The sequence below is a fragment of the Vibrio sp. 10N.222.52.C12 genome (assembly GCF_041474215.1).
Taxonomy (GTDB): Bacteria; Pseudomonadota; Gammaproteobacteria; order Enterobacterales; family Vibrionaceae; genus Vibrio; species Vibrio crassostreae_C.
In genome coordinates this window covers 16,773-37,464 of record NZ_JBFRTR010000100.1, presented here as the reverse complement: position 1 = coordinate 37,464, position 20,692 = coordinate 16,773, and the positions used below count along the sequence as shown (strand labels likewise).

17 protein-coding genes and 1 tRNA gene are annotated in these 20,692 nt (G+C 45.1%); 15 read left to right on the top strand and 3 right to left on the bottom strand.

The genetic code is table 11. The features are described 5' to 3' along the window. Positions 1 to 37: 37 nt before the first annotated feature. Positions 38 to 113, top strand: a tRNA-Gly gene (locus AB4623_RS18230). A 612-nt stretch (positions 114 to 725) separates the two neighbouring features. Here the strand turns inward: AB4623_RS18230 and queG are convergent. Continuing rightward, on the bottom strand, positions 726 to 1,904 hold the full coding sequence (gene queG, locus AB4623_RS18225) for a tRNA epoxyqueuosine(34) reductase QueG (protein ID WP_017059922.1): 1,179 nt from the start codon (positions 1,902 to 1,904) through the stop codon (positions 726 to 728). A 240-nt stretch (positions 1,905 to 2,144) separates the two neighbouring features. Between queG and tsaE the strand changes: the two genes are divergently transcribed. The 8 genes from tsaE to hflC all read left to right on the top strand — a co-directional run bounded on the left by tsaE (position 2,145) and on the right by hflC (position 11,683). Continuing rightward, complete coding sequence (gene tsaE / locus AB4623_RS18220) at positions 2,145 to 2,609, top strand: tRNA (adenosine(37)-N6)-threonylcarbamoyltransferase complex ATPase subunit type 1 TsaE (RefSeq protein ID WP_017059923.1); 465 nt, start codon at positions 2,145 to 2,147, stop codon at positions 2,607 to 2,609. Continuing rightward, positions 2,603 to 4,318 carry an N-acetylmuramoyl-L-alanine amidase gene (locus AB4623_RS18215; RefSeq protein WP_017067933.1) on the top strand — a complete coding sequence of 572 codons (1,716 nt, stop codon included), beginning with the start codon at positions 2,603 to 2,605 and terminating at the stop codon, positions 4,316 to 4,318. The genes tsaE and AB4623_RS18215 overlap by 7 nt, the downstream gene beginning before the upstream one ends. 102 nt (positions 4,319 to 4,420) lie before the next feature. Next, a complete protein-coding gene (mutL, locus tag AB4623_RS18210; RefSeq protein WP_372147106.1) occupies positions 4,421 to 6,634 on the top strand; it encodes a DNA mismatch repair endonuclease MutL in 2,214 nt (737 codons plus the stop codon). A 97-nt stretch (positions 6,635 to 6,731) separates the two neighbouring features. Next, positions 6,732 to 7,664: a tRNA (adenosine(37)-N6)-dimethylallyltransferase MiaA gene (gene miaA / locus AB4623_RS18205; protein WP_372147105.1), complete on the top strand. Its 933-nt coding sequence runs from the start codon at positions 6,732 to 6,734 to the stop codon at positions 7,662 to 7,664. Between the two features lie 193 nt (positions 7,665 to 7,857). After that, positions 7,858 to 8,121 carry an RNA chaperone Hfq gene (gene hfq / locus AB4623_RS18200; RefSeq protein ID WP_017059927.1) on the top strand — a complete coding sequence of 88 codons (264 nt, stop codon included), beginning with the start codon at positions 7,858 to 7,860 and terminating at the stop codon, positions 8,119 to 8,121. Between the two features lie 44 nt (positions 8,122 to 8,165). Next, positions 8,166 to 9,473, top strand: coding sequence for a ribosome rescue GTPase HflX (gene hflX, locus AB4623_RS18195; protein WP_017059928.1), 1,308 nt, complete (start codon positions 8,166 to 8,168; stop codon positions 9,471 to 9,473). A 27-nt stretch (positions 9,474 to 9,500) separates the two neighbouring features. Beyond that, positions 9,501 to 10,703, top strand: coding sequence for an FtsH protease activity modulator HflK (gene hflK / locus AB4623_RS18190; protein WP_017059929.1), 1,203 nt, complete (start codon positions 9,501 to 9,503; stop codon positions 10,701 to 10,703). 2 nt (positions 10,704 to 10,705) lie between these two features. After that, positions 10,706 to 11,683, top strand: coding sequence for a protease modulator HflC (gene hflC, locus AB4623_RS18185; protein ID WP_017059930.1), 978 nt, complete (start codon positions 10,706 to 10,708; stop codon positions 11,681 to 11,683). A gap of 172 nt (positions 11,684 to 11,855) precedes the next feature. On the opposite strand, the gene AB4623_RS18180 is transcribed toward hflC, so the two are convergent. Beyond that, positions 11,856 to 12,044 (bottom strand): DUF2065 domain-containing protein, encoded by a 189-nt coding sequence (locus AB4623_RS18180; protein WP_010434105.1) that lies wholly within the window; start codon positions 12,042 to 12,044, stop codon positions 11,856 to 11,858. Between the two features lie 172 nt (positions 12,045 to 12,216). Between AB4623_RS18180 and AB4623_RS18175 the strand changes: the two genes are divergently transcribed. Next, positions 12,217 to 13,533 (top strand): adenylosuccinate synthase, encoded by a 1,317-nt coding sequence (locus AB4623_RS18175; RefSeq protein ID WP_010434108.1) that lies wholly within the window; start codon positions 12,217 to 12,219, stop codon positions 13,531 to 13,533. 298 nt (positions 13,534 to 13,831) lie between these two features. Then, positions 13,832 to 14,467, top strand: a complete 636-nt coding sequence (gene motX, locus AB4623_RS18170; RefSeq protein WP_017063177.1) for a flagellar protein MotX — start codon at positions 13,832 to 13,834, stop codon at positions 14,465 to 14,467. A gap of 128 nt (positions 14,468 to 14,595) precedes the next feature. On the opposite strand, the gene AB4623_RS18165 is transcribed toward motX, so the two are convergent. Further along, the gene (locus AB4623_RS18165; protein WP_017063178.1) at positions 14,596 to 16,005 is read right to left on the bottom strand and encodes an amidohydrolase; all 1,410 of its coding nucleotides are present in this window, start codon (positions 16,003 to 16,005) and stop codon (positions 14,596 to 14,598) included. A 247-nt stretch (positions 16,006 to 16,252) separates the two neighbouring features. Here AB4623_RS18165 and rnr point away from each other — a divergent pair, with 247 nt between their 5' ends. The 4 genes from rnr (at position 16,253) to rpsR (ending at position 20,679) form a co-directional block, all read left to right on the top strand. Continuing rightward, positions 16,253 to 18,754, top strand: a complete 2,502-nt coding sequence (gene rnr / locus AB4623_RS18160) for a ribonuclease R (protein ID WP_017063179.1) — start codon at positions 16,253 to 16,255, stop codon at positions 18,752 to 18,754. Positions 18,755 to 18,931: 177 nt separating this feature from the next. After that, positions 18,932 to 19,672, top strand: coding sequence for a 23S rRNA (guanosine(2251)-2'-O)-methyltransferase RlmB (rlmB, locus tag AB4623_RS18155; RefSeq protein ID WP_017063180.1), 741 nt, complete (start codon positions 18,932 to 18,934; stop codon positions 19,670 to 19,672). Between the two features lie 277 nt (positions 19,673 to 19,949). Further along, on the top strand, positions 19,950 to 20,339 hold the full coding sequence (gene rpsF, locus AB4623_RS18150; protein ID WP_004741278.1) for a 30S ribosomal protein S6: 390 nt from the start codon (positions 19,950 to 19,952) through the stop codon (positions 20,337 to 20,339). Positions 20,340 to 20,451: 112 nt separating this feature from the next. Next, positions 20,452 to 20,679 carry a 30S ribosomal protein S18 gene (gene rpsR / locus AB4623_RS18145; RefSeq protein WP_000090472.1) on the top strand — a complete coding sequence of 76 codons (228 nt, stop codon included), beginning with the start codon at positions 20,452 to 20,454 and terminating at the stop codon, positions 20,677 to 20,679. The last annotated feature ends 13 nt before the right edge of the window (positions 20,680 to 20,692 follow it).

The following is a 20,692-nucleotide window of genomic DNA, read 5'->3' as shown; positions in this document are numbered from 1 at the left end:
ACCACATTACAGTTAAACGCGATAGCGGTTAGCTTATGCGATACTAGCTCAGTTGGTAGAGCGCAACCTTGCCAAGGTTGAGGTCATCGGTTCGAACCCGATGTATCGCTCCAGCTTTCTTCTAAAAAAGCTAATAAGTACTTTAAACCTCTGTGTTTAAAGGCGACCACAAAGGTCACGCTCTTTCTTTAATGCTGCGAAGCATAATCCCCCAAAAAAGCAAATAATCCTCCATCATGGTGGATATTTTTTTGTCTTAAATTTTTCTTAGCAACTGAAATGCTAGTAAATATCAGGTCTCTGAAGCAGACACTTGAGGTTTTTCACATCTATAAACAGACTTATCCACAAAATGTTAGGTGTGGATAACTTGGTTGATAAAGTTGTTTCAGGCTTAATTCTTTACCTATCCCTAAAAGATCTTTCTTGTTTTCAATATATTAGATGAATTGCAGCGATCGTAACTTGTTGTTTTTTATCAAGTTGGATGCCTATCTTGGATTTAATAAAAGATCGTTAACTTGTTGTTTTTTGATCTTAATCATTTATCGGTACTGTGTTTAACTTTGCTCGGGTGTCGGAAGTTTACGAGAGTTCTGAATTTTTTCCACATTGTTAGAATTGAGAACAAGGTCAAACATTGTTCTAAAATTATGTGCAACGAGTTGTCTTAAATATTGGACTATCGATGTGGGTGTCGCTGTCAATCGTTGATACCAAAAGGGCTAGGCGTCTCTTGGTAGTCCTTTCTCTACTATACGTATCAGTCTGTGCTTTTTGGTGGAGATTTTGCTGTTACTTTTTTGCACACAGCTATTTTTCTGCGTAGAGCTATCTTCTTGCACACTGCTAGCGTTGGGTAACTGCTGTAGTTGTTTATTCAAAGCCCACTCAATATGCACATCAAGCATTTCGTTTTTGCCTTGATGAGACTCCAGGGTTTCAATAATGCGTTGTTGAAATGGTGCATTGCCCATCGCAACAAAGATATTGCGTAACCACTGGGTGTGGCCGATACGTCTGATTGCTGAGCCTTCCATTTTCTTTAGGAAGGTTGCTTCGTCCCAACTTGAAAGTGAAACCAGATCGGCTTCTTGGAAATCTTCTCTGCGGTGAAAGTCTGTTTGCTCTGTGAGTTCGGCATGACGATTCCACGGGCAAACTAACTGACAATCATCGCAACCGTAGATACGGTTACCAATGGCATCTCTATACTCTTCAGGGATCACACCATCATATTCAATGGTTAAGTACGAAATACATTTGCGCGCATCAACCACGCCATCAGCAATAATGGCACCCGTTGGGCAAGAAGTGATACATGCGGTGCATTTGCCGCACTCATCAACACTGGGTTCATCCGTGGGAAGAGGGATGTTAACTAACAGCTCCCCTAGAAAGAACCAAGAGCCAGCGTCTTTATCAAGAATTAATGAGTGTTTACCTGTCCAGCCCAACCCTGCTTTTTGAGCGAGTGGTCTTTCCAAAATGGGCGCTGAATCGACGAAAGGGCGTGAGTCTAAACCCTCGACCTCTTTTTCAATTCTTTGTCCTAGCTTTTTCAACTGGTTACGGAACAATTTGTGATAGTCGCGGCCTAAAGAATAGCGGCTGATGTAGCCTTGAGTGGTATCGCTTAGGTTAGAGGCGAACTGAGCTTCTGGTGGTAGGTAGTTCATTCGAGCGCTGATCACTCGAATTGTGCCTGGGTGAAGTTCATCAGGACGTGCACGCATCATCCCATGTCGAGCCATCCAATCCATTTCGCCGTGGTTGCCTGCATCTAGCCATGCTTGAAGAGGGGCTTCGTGTTCACTTAAATCAACATCGCAGATGCCAACTTTTTGAAAGCCCAGCTCTTTTCCCCAGATTTTAATTTTTTCAGCAAGATGGTCTAGATTCATGGCTTATTTCTTATTTTCTCTGTTTTACAATTAGAGATAAGGCTAATTAAAATTAGGTTCGGCAAAAATGGGGGCGGATCTTAACGGATCTTAGTGGTGTTGACCAGAACAGACGCGTTTTGATCAGTATTTTTCATAGAACTTACACTTGAGTGCTTGTCTCCCAAAAGCATCACGGTTTACTATTCTTGTTCTTTTGATTTTTATATAGTCAACGATCGATTTTTAGAGAACGTATTCATGAGCACGAAACAATTTACTTTGAAAGATGAACAAGCAACGATTCAATTAGGAACGGAGCTTTCTAATCTTTGCTCACAGCAGACGACTATTTATCTGCATGGTGATCTTGGCGCAGGTAAAACGACTTTCAGTCGTGGCTTTGTAAAAGCACTTGGCCATCAAGGAAATGTAAAAAGCCCAACGTATACTCTAGTTGAACCTTATCAACTTGCAGATTGGCAGGTGTACCACTTTGACCTTTATCGCCTAGCAGATCCTGAAGAGTTAGAGTTTATGGGAATTCGTGACTATTTTACGCCGGATGCTATCTGTTTGGTTGAGTGGCCTGAGAAAGGTTATGGGATGCTACCAGAAGCCGATTTGGATATTGATATTCGTTACCAAGACGATCACCGTGTTGTTTCTTTAACCGCTAATAGTGAATACGGACAGCGCTTACTTAGTCAGTTGGAGTTATGTTGATTTCTAAACGCCTTATTTCAACAGTGGCCATGATGGCTGCTGTTTTTTCTATACTGTTTTCTTCACTTGTTTCTGCAAACTCACTGAAAAGTTTAAGGGTTTGGCCTTCTCCAGAAGAAACTCGTGTGGTTATCGACTTAAAATCAGAAGCGGACTTTAGCTATTTCACCTTGAGTAGCCCGAGTCGCTTAGTGGTTGATTTAAAAAATACCAGTCTTGCGACTAAGTTACCGGTCGAGGTGAAAGACAGCCCTGTTCTATCTAAGATTCGTAAGAGCTCACCGCCAGACAAAAACACCTATCGCTTGGTTTTTGAGTTAAAGAAGTCGTCTAAAGCAGAATTATTCAAACTGAGCCCGACCCCAGGTGGTCAGTATGGACACCGTTTGGTGATCGACTTACCTCATGGTGCGGCAAGTAAAGCGACATCGACACCGAGTAAGCCAACGGTAAGTAAGAACATTAATCAGGTTAAGCGCCAGAAAGATATTCTAATTGTGATTGATCCTGGCCACGGTGGTGAAGACCCAGGTTCGATTGGTCCTACGCGTAAATACGAAAAAGACGCGACTCTGAGTATTTCTAAGAAGTTAGCAGCTCAACTGAATGCGGTCCCGGGGATCAAAACTCGTATGACTCGTAATGCTGATTACTTTGTGAACCTGAATCGACGTGTTGCGATTGCTCGAGAGAATGAAGCTCACCTGTTGATCTCTATTCACGCCGACGCCTTTACGACGCCTCAACCAAGAGGTGGTTCAGTGTTTGTATTGAACACTCGACGCGCAAATACAGAGATCTCTCGTTGGATTGAGAATAAAGAGAAACAGTCTGAATTGCTTGGTGGTAGCGGTGCAGCGTTCACAAGCAATATTGATGATAAGAACGTAAACCAAACCCTGCTTGATTTGCAGTTTAGCCACTCTCAAAAAGAGGGCTACAAACTGGCAACGGCAATTCTGTCTGAAATGGGTAAGGTTGCGAAACTGCACAATAGCAAGCCGATTAACACCAGCTTAGCAGTATTACGTTCACCACAGATCCCATCAGTACTGGTAGAGACAGGTTTTATTTCGAATCCGACGGAAGAGAAGCTTCTTTTCCAACGTTCGCACCAAGATAAATTGGCACGAGCAGTGACTAAAGCGGTGGTTAAGTATTTGAAGGCTAACCCGCCTGAAGGGATTATCTTGTCTAACGCAACGTCATCAACGGGCAGCGTGAGCCAACATAAAGTCTCTCGTGGTGAGTCTTTGTCTGTGATTGCGAGCAAGTATGGTACGTCGACACAGACGTTGATGAAGTTCAACAATCTGAAATCGAGCAGCCTAGCAATTGGCCAAGTACTTAAGATTCCAGGCAGTGCTTCAACTTCATCATCAAGCAGTGCGGTTAAAACGAAGACCATCACTCACACGGTTAAGTCTGGAGAGTACCTAGGTAAGATCGCCAGCCGCTATAAAGTGTCGGTGGCTGATATTAAACGTGAGAACCGTTTGAAATCAGAGACGGTGAGAGTAGGCCAAAAGTTACGTATTACGGTTGAAGTTAAAGATGTTCCTCTGCGCAAACACAAAGTTGCAAGAGGTGATTACCTTGGCAAGATAGCTTCGAAATACGGCGTGAGCGTCAACAGCATTCGCCAAGCGAATAAGCTAAGATCTGACAGTCTAGCTATCGGCCAAGTGTTGATTATTCCTCACAAGTAGTCTTGGGAATGCTAAACAGCTTCAGGTATATCAATGATAAAAAATAAGAACTAGTGCAAACGTAGCAGCGTTTCCATCAATGGCAGTAAGGTAGCTATAAATATGACGATCAAAATACTGCCAGCTCGGTTAGCTAACCAAATCGCAGCGGGTGAGGTGGTAGAAAGACCCGCTTCTGTTGTAAAAGAGTTGGTTGAGAACAGTTTGGATTCTGGTGCGACACGTATCGATATTGATATCGAGAAAGGTGGCGCCAAGATGATCCGCGTTCGTGACAATGGTAAAGGCATCGTAAAAGATGAGCTTGCCTTGGCACTGAGTCGTCATGCTACCTCCAAAATCCACACTCTTGATGACCTAGAGGCGATCGTCAGCCTCGGTTTCCGTGGTGAAGCGCTGGCGAGTATTAGCTCGGTTGCGCGCTTGACCATGACTTCACGCCCTGCCACTCAAGATCAAGCTTGGGCAGCACACAGTGAAGGCCGTGATATGCAGGTGAAACTGCAGCCTGCGGCGCATCCTATTGGCACTTCGGTTGAGGTGTTGGACCTGTTCTTTAATACGCCAGCACGCCGCAAATTCTTACGCACCGAGAAAACTGAATTCACCCATATTGATGAGTTGCTTAAACGCATCGCATTGAGTCGTTTTGATGTGACGATCAACCTTCGTCATAACGGCAAGATGATTCGTCAGTACCGCGCTGCAAAAACACAAGTTCAAGCAGAAAAGCGCATCGCTGCGGTATGTGGCAATCCTTTTGTTCGTCATATGCTTAAGATCGAACTTGAGCATCAAGGCCTAAAACTTCATGGCTGGATCACCACGCCAGAAGGAGCAAGACAACAAAGCGACCTGCAATACTGCTATGTGAATGGTCGTATGATGCGTGACAAGCTGATCAATCATGCGATTCGTCAAAGCTACGAAACCAGCCTGCGTCCAGACCAATTCGCGACGTATGTGTTGTTCATTGAACTCGACCCACATCAGGTGGACGTGAATGTCCACCCTGCAAAACATGAAGTGCGTTTTCATCAAGCGCGCCTTGTGCATGACTTTATTTACCAAGCATTGAGTGATGGTTTAGCACAGAGCAAGCAGATCGATGCTGCACCAATCAATCAGTCGGCTTTTCATCAGTCAGAAGTGATTCATCATCAGCAAGATAGTACGAGCTCTGCAGTTGATGGTGTTGCAAGTTTCGCTGAGCCAGAAAGCGTAATGCTTAGCCGTTCGGATCAAACCCAAGTTTCGGATAGGGTGCGACACGCTATTGAGCAAACGCCTGCCTACCCGAGAAAAGCAGAATCAGAGCACGCTTTTGATAAGCCTCAACACAGCGTTAATGATGGTGGGCGACATTATGTTTCATCAATTAGCCCAAGCTCATCAACCAGTCCAAGTTCATCTGCTGGCCGAAGCTCGGCTACTAGTGACAGCAGTTTTACCGGTTCCTCTCGCCAAGAGTGGATAGAGTCTCGACCTGAACCTAAAAAAGAGAAAGAGCCACACCAACATCATGGTGAACCCGCGCCATCTAAGCGAGAAGTGAAAGCCTATAAAGAGCTTCTGAAAACGCCTGATTTTGATGATCAAGTTGTACAGCCTTCATCTTCTCAAGAGCATGTGGCACCAGTAGAAACCAGAGACAACTTAGAAAATAAAGAAAATAAAGAAAATAAAGAAGCTAAGCCTGCTCAACAGAATCCTGTTCATTCAAAGCCAAGAGCAGCAGTGACGGACTTAGGCAAAGCCGTCTCGGTAGTGGAACGTCAGTATCTGGTGATGGGTAATAAGAACGGCAGTGTGTTGGTTTCTTTGGCTAAGGCTGAATTATTACGTGTTGTTGGTCAGCTTGATACTCGAGGTGGCGCGTTAAAAAGCCAACCGTTATTGGTGCCTTTATCGATTAAGCTGGGTAGTGAACTTGTCGAAGTTGCTAAGGCGCTGAGTCAAACTCTGGCATTACTGGGGATTGAGCTTAAGGCGCGAAACAGCGAGGCGGTAATGGTGATGGGCGTGCCTTCTCCTTTAAGGCAGCAAAACTTACAAATTTTGATCCCAGATCTGTTATCTTACGCGGCTTCAATAAATGCCCAGGGTGCAGTGAAGCAACCTAATGACATGTTGTCAGCTTTGGTTAACTGGATCGGGATTCAAACCGCACAAGTAAAAAGCGACTACACTTTATCTGAAGCGGTTCAACTAGTTGGGGAACTAGAACAACTTTGGCATGGTCTACTTCCATTAGATGATCCAGAGTTTGTTAATCCTATCGACTTTTCAGCGACTATAGCCGCGTTTACGGTTTAATTTTTTCGCGACGACCTTTGTCTTTTTAGCTGAATACGTCGCGACACAAAGCCCTTTGCTAAAAAGCGCTAAAACAGAGAAGCAAATACAAAATATCATGACTGAAAAATTACCTTTAGCGTTGTTTTTAATGGGCCCAACGGCGTCAGGAAAAACAGATTTAGCTATCCGCTTACGTCAGAAATACCCTGTAGAGATCATCAGCGTCGATTCGGCATTGATCTACAAAGACATGGATATTGGTACCGCTAAACCGGATGCGGAAGAGCTTGAGCTCGCGCCTCATCGCTTGATTGATATTTTGGATCCAAGCGAAGCGTATTCTGCGGCAGATTTTCGTCGTGATGCGATCAATGAAATGAATAAGATTGTAGCGGAAGGCAAAATCCCGCTACTTGTTGGTGGCACAATGCTGTACTACAAAGCATTGTTGGAAGGTTTATCGCCATTACCAGCAGCGGATCAAGAGATTCGTAAGAAGATTGAAGCGGAATCTATTGAACAGGGTTGGCAGGCATTGCACGATCAATTAAGAGAGATAGATCCCGTATCCGCTGAAAGAATACACCCAAATGATCCACAAAGGCTTTCAAGGGCATTGGAAGTTTACCGAATTTCGGGTAAAACATTAACAGAGCTAACTCAAACGAAAGGCGATAGCCTGCCATTTCGTGTAAAACAATTTGCAATAGCTCCCAAGGAAAGGAAAGAACTCCATCGCCGCATTGAGCTGCGTTTCGAGAAGATGATAGAAGCAGGATTTGAAGAGGAAATGAAGGCGTTGCACGCCAGAGAAGATCTTCATCCTGAACTGCCATCGATCCGATGCGTTGGTTATAGGCAGATGTGGGATTATTTAGACGGTAATTGTGATTTAGACGAAGCGGTTTTCCGTGGTGTTTGTGCAACCCGTCAGTTGGCCAAGCGACAAATCACCTGGTTGCGCAGTTGGGATGATTTAACTTGGTTAGATAGCGAAAACATTGATCAAGCGTTAGAAACTCTTTCAGATGCAATAGCATCTGATTAGTATTGCTGTGTATAATGTGATCGCTTTTGCGTGAATATACTCTGGAAAGGATCCGTTATTGAGGCTTTTAAAAAATCACAGCCTTTCAATAACAACGGAGTTTTTTTATTCATTTAGCTCAGATGCAAAGGCCGCACCTTTTTGTGCACCACTAGCTAAATAATTACAACAAAATACAAATAAGGAAAATAAAATGGCTAAGGGGCAATCGCTACAAGACCCATTCCTAAATGCACTCCGTCGTGAGCGCATTCCAGTCTCTATCTATCTTGTTAACGGCATTAAGCTGCAAGGTCAGATCGAGTCTTTCGATCAATTCGTGATCTTATTGAAGAACACAGTAAACCAAATGGTTTACAAGCATGCGATTTCTACTGTGGTACCTGCTCGCGCAGTTAGTCACCACAGCGGCGAGCAACGCACGCCATCTGATCGTCCAGAGAAGACTGAAGATTAATCGTTCAATTTGTACAGCTTGCGCTGTAATAAGGAGTTGGTTGCTTGTTTGACCGTTATGAATCCGGCGAGCGAGCCGTACTTGTTCATATCAACTTCACGCAAGAGGGAGAATGGGAAGATCTAAGCGAATGTGAAATGCTGGTATCCTCAGCGGGGGTAGAAACGCTACAAGTGATTACTGGTAGCCGACAATCCCCACTCCCTAAATACTACGTTGGAGAAGGTAAAGCCCTAGAAATCGCACAAGCTGTTCAGCTAACCGGTGCTGAAATTGTGATTTTTAACCACTCCCTCTCTCCTGCCCAAGAGCGCAACCTCGAGCAATTGTGTAAATGTCGTGTGATTGATCGCACGGGTTTGATCTTAGATATTTTTGCACAACGTGCGCGAACTCATGAAGGTAAGCTACAAGTTGAGCTCGCTCAGCTTCGTCATATCTCTACTCGACTGATTCGTGGTTGGACTCACCTTGAAAGGCAGAAAGGTGGTATTGGTCTTCGTGGTCCAGGTGAAACTCAACTGGAAACCGATCGACGTTTGTTGCGTGACCGTATAAAGGCAATACTACGTCGTTTAGCGAAAGTTGCTAAGCAGCGTGAACAAGGACGACGTGCTCGTAATCGAGCTGAAATCCCAACAATTTCTTTGGTTGGTTATACCAACGCAGGGAAATCAACACTTTTCAATCGCATCACAAGTGCTGGTGTTTATGCGGCAGACCAACTGTTTGCAACCCTAGACCCAACACTACGTAAGATTGATTTGGCAGATGTCGGGCCTGCAATTCTCGCAGATACCGTAGGTTTTATCCGTCATCTACCACACGACTTGGTCGCTGCGTTCAAGGCAACATTACAAGAGACGCAGGAAGCTGACATTTTGTTACATGTTGTTGATGCCAGTGATGACCGTTTTCGTGAGAACATTCAGGCTGTTCATGAAGTATTAGAAGAAATCGATGCTCATGAAGTGCCAACCCTTGTAGTCATGAACAAAATTGACTGCATGGAAGACCAAAAACCTCGAATTGAAAGAGACGAAGAGGGCGCACCTCGCGCTGTTTGGGTTTCTGCAATGGAAGGAGAAGGTATTGAGCTACTGTTTGAAGCTTTAACTGAGCGTTTAGCTAGCCAGATGGTTCAATTCCGGTTGTGTATTCCACATCAACATCAGGGTCGCATTCGCAGCTTATTCTTCGAGATGAAATGTATTCAACAGGAAGAGTATGATGAAAATGGTAACTTGTTGATAGATATCCGAATGCAACAAATAGATTGGTCTAAACTTGAAAAAAGAGAAGGGGCGCTCTTAGGTGACTTTATCGTTACCAAAGAGACTGCTACAGTATAACGTCATATCAAATGATGGAGCTTTCTAATGGCGTGGAATGAGCCTGGAAATAACAACAACGGCGATAATAACGGCCGCGATAATGACCCTTGGGGTAATAAAAATAATCGCGGCGGCCGAGAACAAGGACCGCCAGATCTAGACGAAGTGTTTAATAAACTAAGTCAAAAGTTAGGTGGCAAGTTTGGTAAAAAGGGTGGCAACGGTAACGGGCCATCTATTGGTGGTGGCGGTGCAATTGGCTTTGGTGTCATTGCCGTTATTGCTATTGCTATCTGGTTCTTCGCTGGTTTCTACACCGTTGGCGAAGCAGAAAGAGCAGTAGTACTTCGACTGGGTCAGTTCGACCGTATCGAAGAACCTGGTCTTAACTGGCACCCACGCTTCATCGATGAAATCAGTGATGAGCAACTAGTAAACGTTCAAGCGATTCGTTCTCTACGTGCTGCTGGCACGATGCTAACGAAAGATGAAAACGTTGTGACCGTTGAAATGGGTGTTCAATACCGTGTTTCTGACCCATACAAGTACTTGTATCGTGTAACGAATGCAGACGACAGTTTACGTCAAGCAACCGATTCCGCGCTTCGTGCGGTAATTGGTGACTCACTAATGGATAGTATCCTGACAAGTGGTCGTCAGCAGATTCGTCAAAGCACTCAAGAAACGTTGAACCGTATTATTGATAGCTACGATATGGGTATTCTGATTGTTGATGTGAACTTCCAGTCAGCACGTCCACCTGAGCAAGTGAAAGATGCATTTGATGATGCTATCGCGGCTCGTGAGGATGAAGAGCGTTTCGAGCGTGAAGCTGAAGCTTACCGAAATGACATTCTTCCAAAAGCAACAGGTCGTGCTGAGCGTTTGAAGAAAGAAGCGGTGGGTTACTCAGAGCGCACAGTTAATGGTGCTCTAGGTCAAGTTGCTCAATTCGAGAAACTGCTACCTGAATACCAAGCTGCTCCTGAAGTAACACGTAACCGTATGTACCTAGATACAATGGAAAAAGTGTACTCAAGCACATCGAAAGTCCTGATTGATTCTGAATCAAGCGGTAACTTGCTATACCTACCAATTGATAAGCTAGGCGCACAAGGTGGTTCTCAGTCGGGCTCTCGCCCTGCAAAAGCATCATCAACTTACGATCAAATTGAGTTAGAAACTCAAGCGGATCCAAAGCCTAGCACTCAAACTCGTTCAGACAGTTCACGCCAAGGGAGATACTAATAATGCGTAAATTAATGATCCCTGTATTAGTTGTGACGATTGCCCTTCTATTGATGTCAGTGTTTGTGATTCAAGAAGGTGAGCGTGGCATGGTAATTCGTTTTGGTCGAGTTCTCGATGACAACGGCGTATCACGAATCTATGAACCAGGTCTGCACTTTAAACTACCGATGTTTGATCGCGTAAAAGTACTTGATGCTCGTATTCAAACGATGGATGGCCGTTCTGACCGTTTCGTAACATCAGAGAAAAAAGACGTTCTAATTGATACTTACGCAAAATGGCGTATTGCTGATTTTGGACGTTTCTATCTGAGTACCGGTGGCGGTAATATCATGACGGCAGAAGCACTTCTTGAGCGTAAAGTGACAGATGTTCTTCGTTCTGAAATTGGTTCTCGTGAAATTAAGCAGATCGTGTCAGGCCCTCGTAACAAGGACATCCTGCCAGACTCTGCTGATAGCGAAGTCGTCACAACGGTAGCGGCTGCAGAAGCACTAGAAGTTGATGGCGAACGCGATAAGATCATGGAAAACGTTTTGTCTGGAACGGCAGAAAGTGCGATGGCTGATTTAGGTGTTGAAGTTGTTGATTTTCGTATGAAGAAGATTAACCTTCCTGACGAAATCAGTGAATCTATCTACCGCCGTATGCGTGCAGAACGTGAATCGGTTGCTCGTAGACACCGTTCTCAAGGTCGTGAGAAAGCGGAAGTTATCCGTGCTCAAGCTGAGCTAGAAGTGGCAACAGTTCTTGCTGAAGCTGACCGTACAGCTCGAATCACTCGTGGTGATGCGGATGCAGAAGCAGCGAAGATCTACTCTGATGCGTTCAGCAAAGATCCTGAGTTCTACGGCTTCATGCGTTCATTGCAAGCTTATGAGACATCATTTAGCGATAAGAGCGACATTCTAGTACTGGATCCGAAGACTGACTTCTTCCAATACATGAATCAAGCAAGCGGCGCTCCAGCAAAATAAGCTGATGCGTTAGCGAATGCTTAGCTTAATAAGCAAAATACGTTAAAACTTAAAAGGCTCCCATTGTGGGAGCCTTTTTGTTTTCTATGACTTCTTTCAGGAGGAGACATGTTTGTGGATTCACTATTGGGGCGCGAGGGAAGGCGCTTAACAGCGTTCTACTTATAGAAACCTAGCGGTAGGTCATGAAAGCGATAACCGCTCCAGCCACCACAAGACAGCCTCCAATGCGGCGCAGTTGCGTGTCTGGTTGCTCGCTCAGTTGCGCGACCATGTTTCTCCAGCCATTGGGTGCAATCAAGGGGCCGAGCCCTTCCACAATAAGTACGAGCCCAATAGCGAGCCAAATTGATTGAGACATGGTTCTGCCTTTTGTCTGTAAAAAAGCAATGATATCAGTATCTTTACACATCTGCCCCCAGTTATGGCTGGTTTATTTTTGTACAGCGTTAACGTTTATGAACAAAAAGTGACTGCAAGAAGTGTGATTCAGTGCTAGAATCCATTTTTAATTAGCAACAGAAATTGGAAAGATGGGAAATAACGTAGTCGTTCTAGGCACCCAATGGGGTGATGAAGGTAAAGGTAAAATCGTTGACCTTTTAACTGAAGATGCAAAATACGTGGTTCGCTACCAAGGCGGTCACAATGCAGGTCACACACTTGTAATTGACGGTGAAAAAACCGTTCTTCACTTAATTCCATCAGGCATCCTACGTAATAACGTTAAATGTGTTATTGGTAACGGTGTAGTATTATCGCCTGACGCACTTCTAAAAGAAATGAAGCCTCTTGAAGATCGCGGTATTCCAGTACGTGAACGTCTTTTCATCTCTGAAGCTTGTCCTCTAATTCTTCCGTACCACATTGCAATCGACAACGCGCGTGAAATCGCTCGTGGCGCTAAAGCTATCGGTACAACGGGTCGTGGTATCGGTCCTGCTTACGAAGATAAAGTTGCTCGTCGCGGTCTACGCGTTGGCGACCTTTTCGATAAAGAAGCATTTGCTGAGAAGCTAAAAGAAGTGATGGAATTCCACAACTTCCAACTAGAGCACTTCTACAAAGCTGAAACAGTAAGCTACGAAGAAGTTCTTGAGCAAGCGATGAGCTACGCAGATATGTTAACTGCGATGGTTATCGACGTAACTGACGAACTAGACGCAGCACGTAAGCGCGGCGACAAGATCATGTTCGAAGGTGCTCAAGGTACGCTACTAGATATCGACCACGGTACTTACCCATACGTAACGTCTTCTAACACGACTGCTGGTGGTGTTGCTGCAGGTTCTGGTTTCGGTCCTCGTCACATCGGTTACATCCTTGGTATTACTAAGGCTTACTGTACTCGTGTTGGTTCAGGTCCATTCCCTACTGAGCTATACGATGGCCTTGAGAAGCAAGACCCAGTTGGTAAACACCTAGGCGATGTTGGTCACGAGTTTGGCGCAACAACTGGTCGTCTACGTCGTACTGGTTGGTTCGATGCTGTTGCTATGCGTCGTGCAATCCAAATCAACTCTCTATCTGGTATGTGTCTAACTAAACTAGACGTTCTAGATGGCCTAGAAGAACTAAAAATCTGTACTGGTTACAAGATGAAAGATGGTTCTATCCTAGAAGTTTCTCCAATGGCTGCTGAGTCATTCGAAGAAGCGACGCCAATCTACGAAACAATGCCTGGTTGGTCTGAAAACACATTTGGTGCTAAATCTATCGACGCGCTTCCACAAGCTGCTCTAGATTACATCAAGCGTATCGAAGACCTAACTGGCGTTCCAATTGATATCGTATCAACTGGCCCAGATCGTAACGAAACTATCATCAAGGTTCACCCATACGGCGCATAATGCCTGCTGAGTGATTACCAGGCACGAACAGTGCTTTGATAATAAAATAGTTTTCTAAAAGCCGACTTTATTAAGTCGGCTTTTTAATACCTGCAATTTAGCCGTTCACTCTTTGATGGTGATCTTTTAAGCGTCATCAGGCAAAATATTGCCCATTAGCGGCAAGTTTTGTCTAAAGCCGTCGGGGTTATTGCCGATACAGATATCATGGAAAGTGAAGTTCACCCTGTTTTGTGCGTGTAGAAATCCTCTGCACCCCTCAATAGATAACTTTAGCGACAGATAATAGAGTGCAGGTATGAAGCTACGAATTGTGGCAGCTTCATTAATAATGGCGCTGAGCTCACCCTTGAGTCATGCTAATTTGGCTGATGTGGGAGAGCCCGTTCCAATATATACAGAAGCTGAACTGATTAATTTAATCGAAAATAATCAACATCTAGAGCGAGTGAAAGCTGATAAGTGCCAGTTAGTTGAAGATATCGTTGCTCGTGCAACGCGTATTAGCTTGCCTTCTTATGAGTTTTTATACGGTGATATGTTGGCTTGGGGTGTGTGTGTTCCACAAGATGTAGAGCTTGGCCTTTACTATATGGAAAACGCGGCACATCAAGGTTTACCCGCTGCATTAGAGCAGTTAGGTCGTTATTACTCTCGTGGTACTTTGGTACAACAAGATCAAGAGCGTGCGATTCCGTATCTACGTGAAGCGGCCTCTATGGGCAACTTAAGTGCGAGCATTCACTTAGCGGAACTCTTGTTACGTGACTACGGTAGCCCATTGGATTATGAAGATGCTTACCGTTGGTTGTATAATTCGGTAACCGCAGACCAAAGACAACACAGACGTATCACTGTGCTTCGTAGCGGCCTGGAACAGAGAATGCCAGACAATATTATTGCTCGAGCAAAGCGTCGAGACGTGTTCTGGTAATACCGAGCAAGAAGCCTGTAATGATCCCTGCACTCATTGTTACAGGAAACAAGACTTAAAAAGCCCCGCCTAATTTAGTTAGTGCGGGGCTTTTTACGTTTAGGAGGTCATGCTATTCGATTGCGAGTTTATTGAACAACCTCACCAGACTCAATTACCGTTTCACGAACAACCTTAGTGAAATCGAGTGCTTCTTGGCGGATCTTATCTTCGTCTACCGTTAGCATGTCGCGATCTTGCATGATGATCTTGCCATCAACGATGGAATGACGAACATTGCCTGAGTTAGCTGAGTACACCAGTGCTGAGTATGGGTTGTAGACCGGAACCATATTTGGCGCCTTAGTATCGATCACTATGATGTCAGCCAGTTTGCCTGCTTCAAGAGAGCCGATCTTATCTTCCATGTGCAGCGCTTTTGCTGCGCCCATGGTCGCCATGTCGATCACTTTGATCGGCGGCATCGCAGCACGATCTTTGTTAACTAACTTGTGAACCTTAGCGACTTGGTTGAACTCATCAATGGTGCTCAGTGTGTTACCAGACATTGGGCCATCAGTACCTAAACCGATACGCACGTTCTCGTCATACATCTTAAGGGCAGGTGATACACCTTTTGCTGACTTGATGTTAGCACTCATGTTATGAGCTACACCCATATCCGATTTCTTCACCAGTTCGATATCATGATCGTCAACAAGGATCATGTGTGCACCCACCAAGTTCTTGTTGAGTGCGCCAATGCTGTCCATGTATTGAACCGGGGACAATCCATCAGAACGCTCTGCGATTTTCTCTTCTTCACGGTGTGATTCTGCAAGGTGAATCATTACTGGAACATCTAACTCTAGGGAGAGCTTAGATATTTTCTGCAGGATCTCTGTGGTGTTGGTGTAAGGCGCATGCGGTGCAAACGCTGGTGTGATTCGCGGGTGATCTTTGTATTCTTCAATGAAGTTCAACGCGTACTTAATGCCTTCTTCGGCGTTGGCCGCATCGGCTACAGGGAACTTAATCACCGTTTCACCTAGGATGGCACGCATACCGATCTTATCGACGGTTTTTGCGACTTCATCTTCGAAGTAGTACATGTCGGCGTAAGTGGTCACACCGCCTTTCACCATTTCAACGTTACCTAGGTTGGCACCAATGCGTACCATGTCTCGCGATACTAGCTTCTTCTCTAGCGGAAAGATGTAACGGTGCAGGCGATCTGGCACATCATCGGCTAACGAACGGAAAACTGTCATTGATACATGAGTATGGGTATTGATGAGACCTGGCATAACGATATCGCCATCAACGTCTAACACTTGCTTAGCTTGGTACTGCTTCTCTAGTGAAGCATCACCAACCGCAATGATTTTGTTGTCTTTGACCACAACAGTACCGCTTTCATAAACCGTTTTGTCTTGGTTCATGGTTAGAACCATCGCATCGGTAATCATCAGGTCAGCCTTTTCCATTGCCGAACTTGCGAATGGGAACAGCGCTAGGCTCGCCATAGCTGAAGCCAATAAAGTGCGTTTTAGTTTCATATCATACCCAGAACAGGAGTTGGTAAAGTGCGTGGATAATAGTGTATTTCATTCATGGCGCAAACGTTTGTTTTATCGTTTGCTTGAAATTTTGATGATAATCCACGTCTATGAAGCGATGTTTCACAAAGTGAAGATATGTATCAATCTGAGGTTATTTGAGTGTTTTCTAAAGCATATCTGTAGCTTACCCCTAGCATCAGATATACTAGGGGTATATACCTTCCTTGCTTAAGCAGGCCCGCCTATGTCAAAAAACACACCAACGTCAGAAAATACGACAGCGACAACCACTGTTGATCCTTTTGCCGACCGAGAGTCGAAAAATTACGATAACCCAGTACCAAGCCGAGAGTTCATTATTTCGTTTCTAACAGACGCGAATATTCCGATGAACCGCAACGATCTATTCGAAGCTTTGGGTCTTGCTGGAGAGGAACAATATGAAGGGCTGCGTCGTCGTTTGCGTGCAATGGAGCGTGATGGACAGCTTATCTTTACTCGTCGTCAGTGCTACGCATTGCCTGAGAAGATGGAACTGATCAAAGGCTATGTGATTGGTCATAAAGACGGTCATGGTTGGGTTCGCCCAGACGGCAGTGTGGGTAAAGACAATGATATCGTGCTGCCGCATCATCAGATGAAAACCATCATGCACGGTGATTACGTATTGGTTCAGCCTACTGACAACAGTAAGCGTGGCCGTCGTGAAGGTCGCTTGGTTCGTGTGCTTGAAGAGCGTAAAACGCCACTTGTTGGTCGCTTCTTCCTAGAGTACGGCCATTCTTACGTTGTTGCTGATGATTCGCGTATTAGTCACGACATCCAGATCCCTACTGAGCATAAAGGCGGTGCTCGAATGGGTAATGTGGTTGTGATTGAAATTACGGATCGCGGTGGTCGTTCTCGTAACATGATGGGGAAAGTAACCGAAGTTCTTGGTGAAAACATGGCGCCGGGTATGGAAACGCAGATTGCGATCCGTACTCACCAGATCCCACAAGAGTGGCCTGAAGCGGTAGATAAGCAAATCGAAAACCTAGGTGAGCATGTTCCTGAAGAAGCAAAAGAAGGACGTGTAGACCTGCGTAAACTGCCATTGGTTACCATTGATGGTGAAGATGCGCGTGACTTCGATGATGCGGTTTACTGTGAAGCGAAGAAAGGCGGCGGCTGGCGTCTATGGGTAGCGATTGCTGACGTAAGTTACTACGTTCGCCCAGATACAGCGCTAGACAAAGAAGCGATTAACCGTGGTAACTCGGTATACTTCCCGTCACAAGTCGTGCCAATGCTGCCAGAAGTGCTTTCAAATGGTTTGTGTTCATTGAACCCTCAGGTAGACCGTTTATGTATGGTGTGTGAGATGACTATCTCAGACAAAGGTAAACTGTCAGGCTACAAGCACTACGAAGCGGTAATGAATTCTCATGCTCGTCTTACTTATAACAAAGTAGGCGCGATCTTAGATGGCAATGAAGAATTACGTGAGCGTTACGAACCTGAAGTACCACATCTTGAAGAGCTTCATAAGATGTATAAGGTGCTTAAGAAAACGCGTGACGAACGTGGTGCGATTGAATTTGAAACGGTAGAAACTAAGTTTATCTTCAATGCGGATCGTAAGATTGACCGTATTGAGCCAGTAATTCGTAACGATGCACACAAGATCATCGAAGAATGTATGATTCTTGCGAATATCGCATCGGCATCTTACGTAGAAAAAGCGAAAGAGCCTGCGCTGTACCGTGTTCACGAAACTCCGGGCGAAGAGCGCTTAATGGGCTTCAAGAGCTTTTTAAGTGAATTAGGTTTAACACTGGAAGGTGGTCTGTCGCCATCACCAGTAGACTATGCACAACTGATGCAACAGATTAATGAACGTGAAGATCGTGAATTAATCCAAACCATGCTGCTACGCTCAATGAAGCAAGCGGTATACAACGCGGATAACGCGGGTCACTTTGGTTTAGCTCTTAAACGCTATGCTCACTTTACCTCGCCAATTCGTCGTTACCCAGATTTGCTATTGCACCGTGCGATTAAGTACCTTATTGCGAAAGAAGAAGGTCGTAACAGCGAACGTTGGACGCCAACTGGTGGTTACCACTACACTTTCGATGATATGGACTTCTACGGCGAGCAGTGTTCAATGACTGAACGTCGTGCTGATGACGCAACGCGTGAAGTAAACGACTGGTTGAAGTGTGAATACATGCAAGACCATGTCGGTGAGGTGATGGATGGTGTGATTGCCAACGTGACTGGTTTTGGCTTCTTTGTTCGTCTAACTGAACTGCACATTGATGGCTTGGTACACATCTCAGCGCTAGCGAATGATTACTACCAATTTGATGCTGTTGGTCAGCGTCTAGTGGGTGAAAGCTCAGGTAATATCTACCGCTTGGGTGATTCGGTTAAAGTGAAGGTTTCTGCGGTTAATTTAGAAACTCGCCAAATCGACTTTGACTTAGAAGACACTGATCGTCAGCCGCGTGGCAAAGGCAAAACAGCCAAGAAGCGTGCAGCCGAAGCGATGAAAAAGGCGAAAAGCAAGAAGCGCTCAGCAGTGAAGAGTAATAAGCCAGGTGTATCAGCGAAGCCTATGGTTGAGCCAACTAAGCGACCTGACGGAAGCAGCGAAGGCCCTGCTAAGAAGAAAAAGCCAGCGAATAAAACCGGTGCTGCTAAAGCTCGCGCTAAGAAAAAGCGTGCTGCAAGCCGTAAGCCAAAGGCTGATAACTCTTAAGACTGATAGATCTTAAGGCTAAATAAGGCGCTCTGCTAATCAGGTTTAGCGCCTAACTGATTTAATTTAATGCGAGAGTATCAGGCGTAAGACGCTACTCTCGAAATGAACAACACAGAGAGGGATGCATCGGCATTGATGTCATTCTTCTCTGAGCAATAAGAGTAACTTGAGACAATGAGTAACGAATTTATTTACGGTATTCACGCGGTGAAAGCCGTACTAGAAAAAGATCCTGCACGTTTTATCGAAGCGTATGTATTGAAAGGTCGCCAAGACGAGCGTCTTCTTCCATTACTGAACCAACTGCAACAGTTTGGTGTGTCGATTCAACAGATGGGTCGTAAGCCGTTGGATGAAAAAGCACAAGGTGCGAATCACCAAGGTCTTATTGCTAAGGTGAAGCCTGCTAAGCAGCTTAATGAAACTCACCTAGACGATATCCTAGCGCAGCACGAACAGCCTTTGCTGTTAGTTCTAGACGGCGTAACAGACCCTCATAACCTAGGCGCTTGTCTACGTAACGCGGATGCTGCAGGTGTCGCTGCTGTTATCGTACCTAAAGATCGCTCTTCGCCGTTAACAGCAACGGTAAGCAAGGTTGCGTGTGGCGCAGCTGAAACGGTTCCTCTCGTGCGCGTAACCAACCTAGCTCGCACAATGCGTGCACTGCAAGAGCAGGGCGTATGGTTTGTGGGTACGGCAGGTGAAGCAACGCATGATATCTATCAAGCGAAGCTAACGGGTCCTCTTGCGGTAGTTATGGGTGCAGAAGGTGACGGTATGCGTCGTTTAACTCGTGAAACTTGCGATGATCTGATTAAGATTCCAATGGCAGGTAGCGTATCGAGCTTAAATGTTTCTGTGGCGTCGGGTATTTGCCTGTTCGAAGCGGTAAGACAGCGTTTAGCTCAGTAATGCGTTAACGCTGCTTTAAGTCTATGAATTTATTAGCGCTCACCACTTGCTGGTGGGCGTTTCTTTTTAGGCTGTTATAGCAAAATCCATCGGTTTGTCGGATGGCTAGATGGCGACAGAAAAACTGTTTCATTATTCACCAAATAGCGCTTGCCAATACCGGGTTCTTTCTATAACATTTGCCGTCCTTAAAACTCGGTCATTTATCTTTAGTTCCTTGCTTCCTCTGGACGACCGGGCCACTCGTGGAAGCTAATAATCCGTAAGGAGCAACCAAATGCGTCATTACGAAATCGTATTCATGGTTCACCCTGATCAAAGCGAGCAAGTTGCTGGCATGATCGAGCGTTACACTGGTTCTATCACTGAAGCTGGCGGTACTATCCACCGTCTAGAAGACTGGGGTCGTCGTCAAATGGCTTACCCAATCAACAAGCTTCACAAAGCTCACTACGTTCTTATGAACGTTGAAGCTGGTCAAGAAGTGATTGACGAGCTAGAAACTGCTTTCCGTTTCAACGATGCAGTTCTACGTAACATGATCATGCGCACTAAAGGCGCTGTGACTGAGCAATCTATTATGCTTAAGCAAAAAGAAGAGCGTGCAGAGCGTGCTCCTCGTCGCGAAGAGCGTACAGAAGCTAAACCAGAAGCAGCTGCTGAGTAATTCTTTTTTGGCTTAACGCCTTAAAAAATTCTCAACTTGTTTTAGGTCATTGATAGTTATTTCGATAATTGTGAAAGACCGCTTTACTAAATTTAAGATCAGGAGATAGCCCATGGCTCGTTTCTTCCGTCGTCGTAAATTCTGCCGTTTCACTGCAGAAGGCGTACAAGAGATTGACTACAAAGACGTAGCAACTCTTAAAAACTACATCACTGAAGCTGGTAAAATCGTACCTAGCCGTATCACTGGTACAAGCGCTAAGTACCAGCGTCAACTAGCTCGCGCTATCAAGCGTTCTCGTTACCTAGCTCTACTACCGTACACTGACAAGCATCAGTAATCGGTAATAGTTA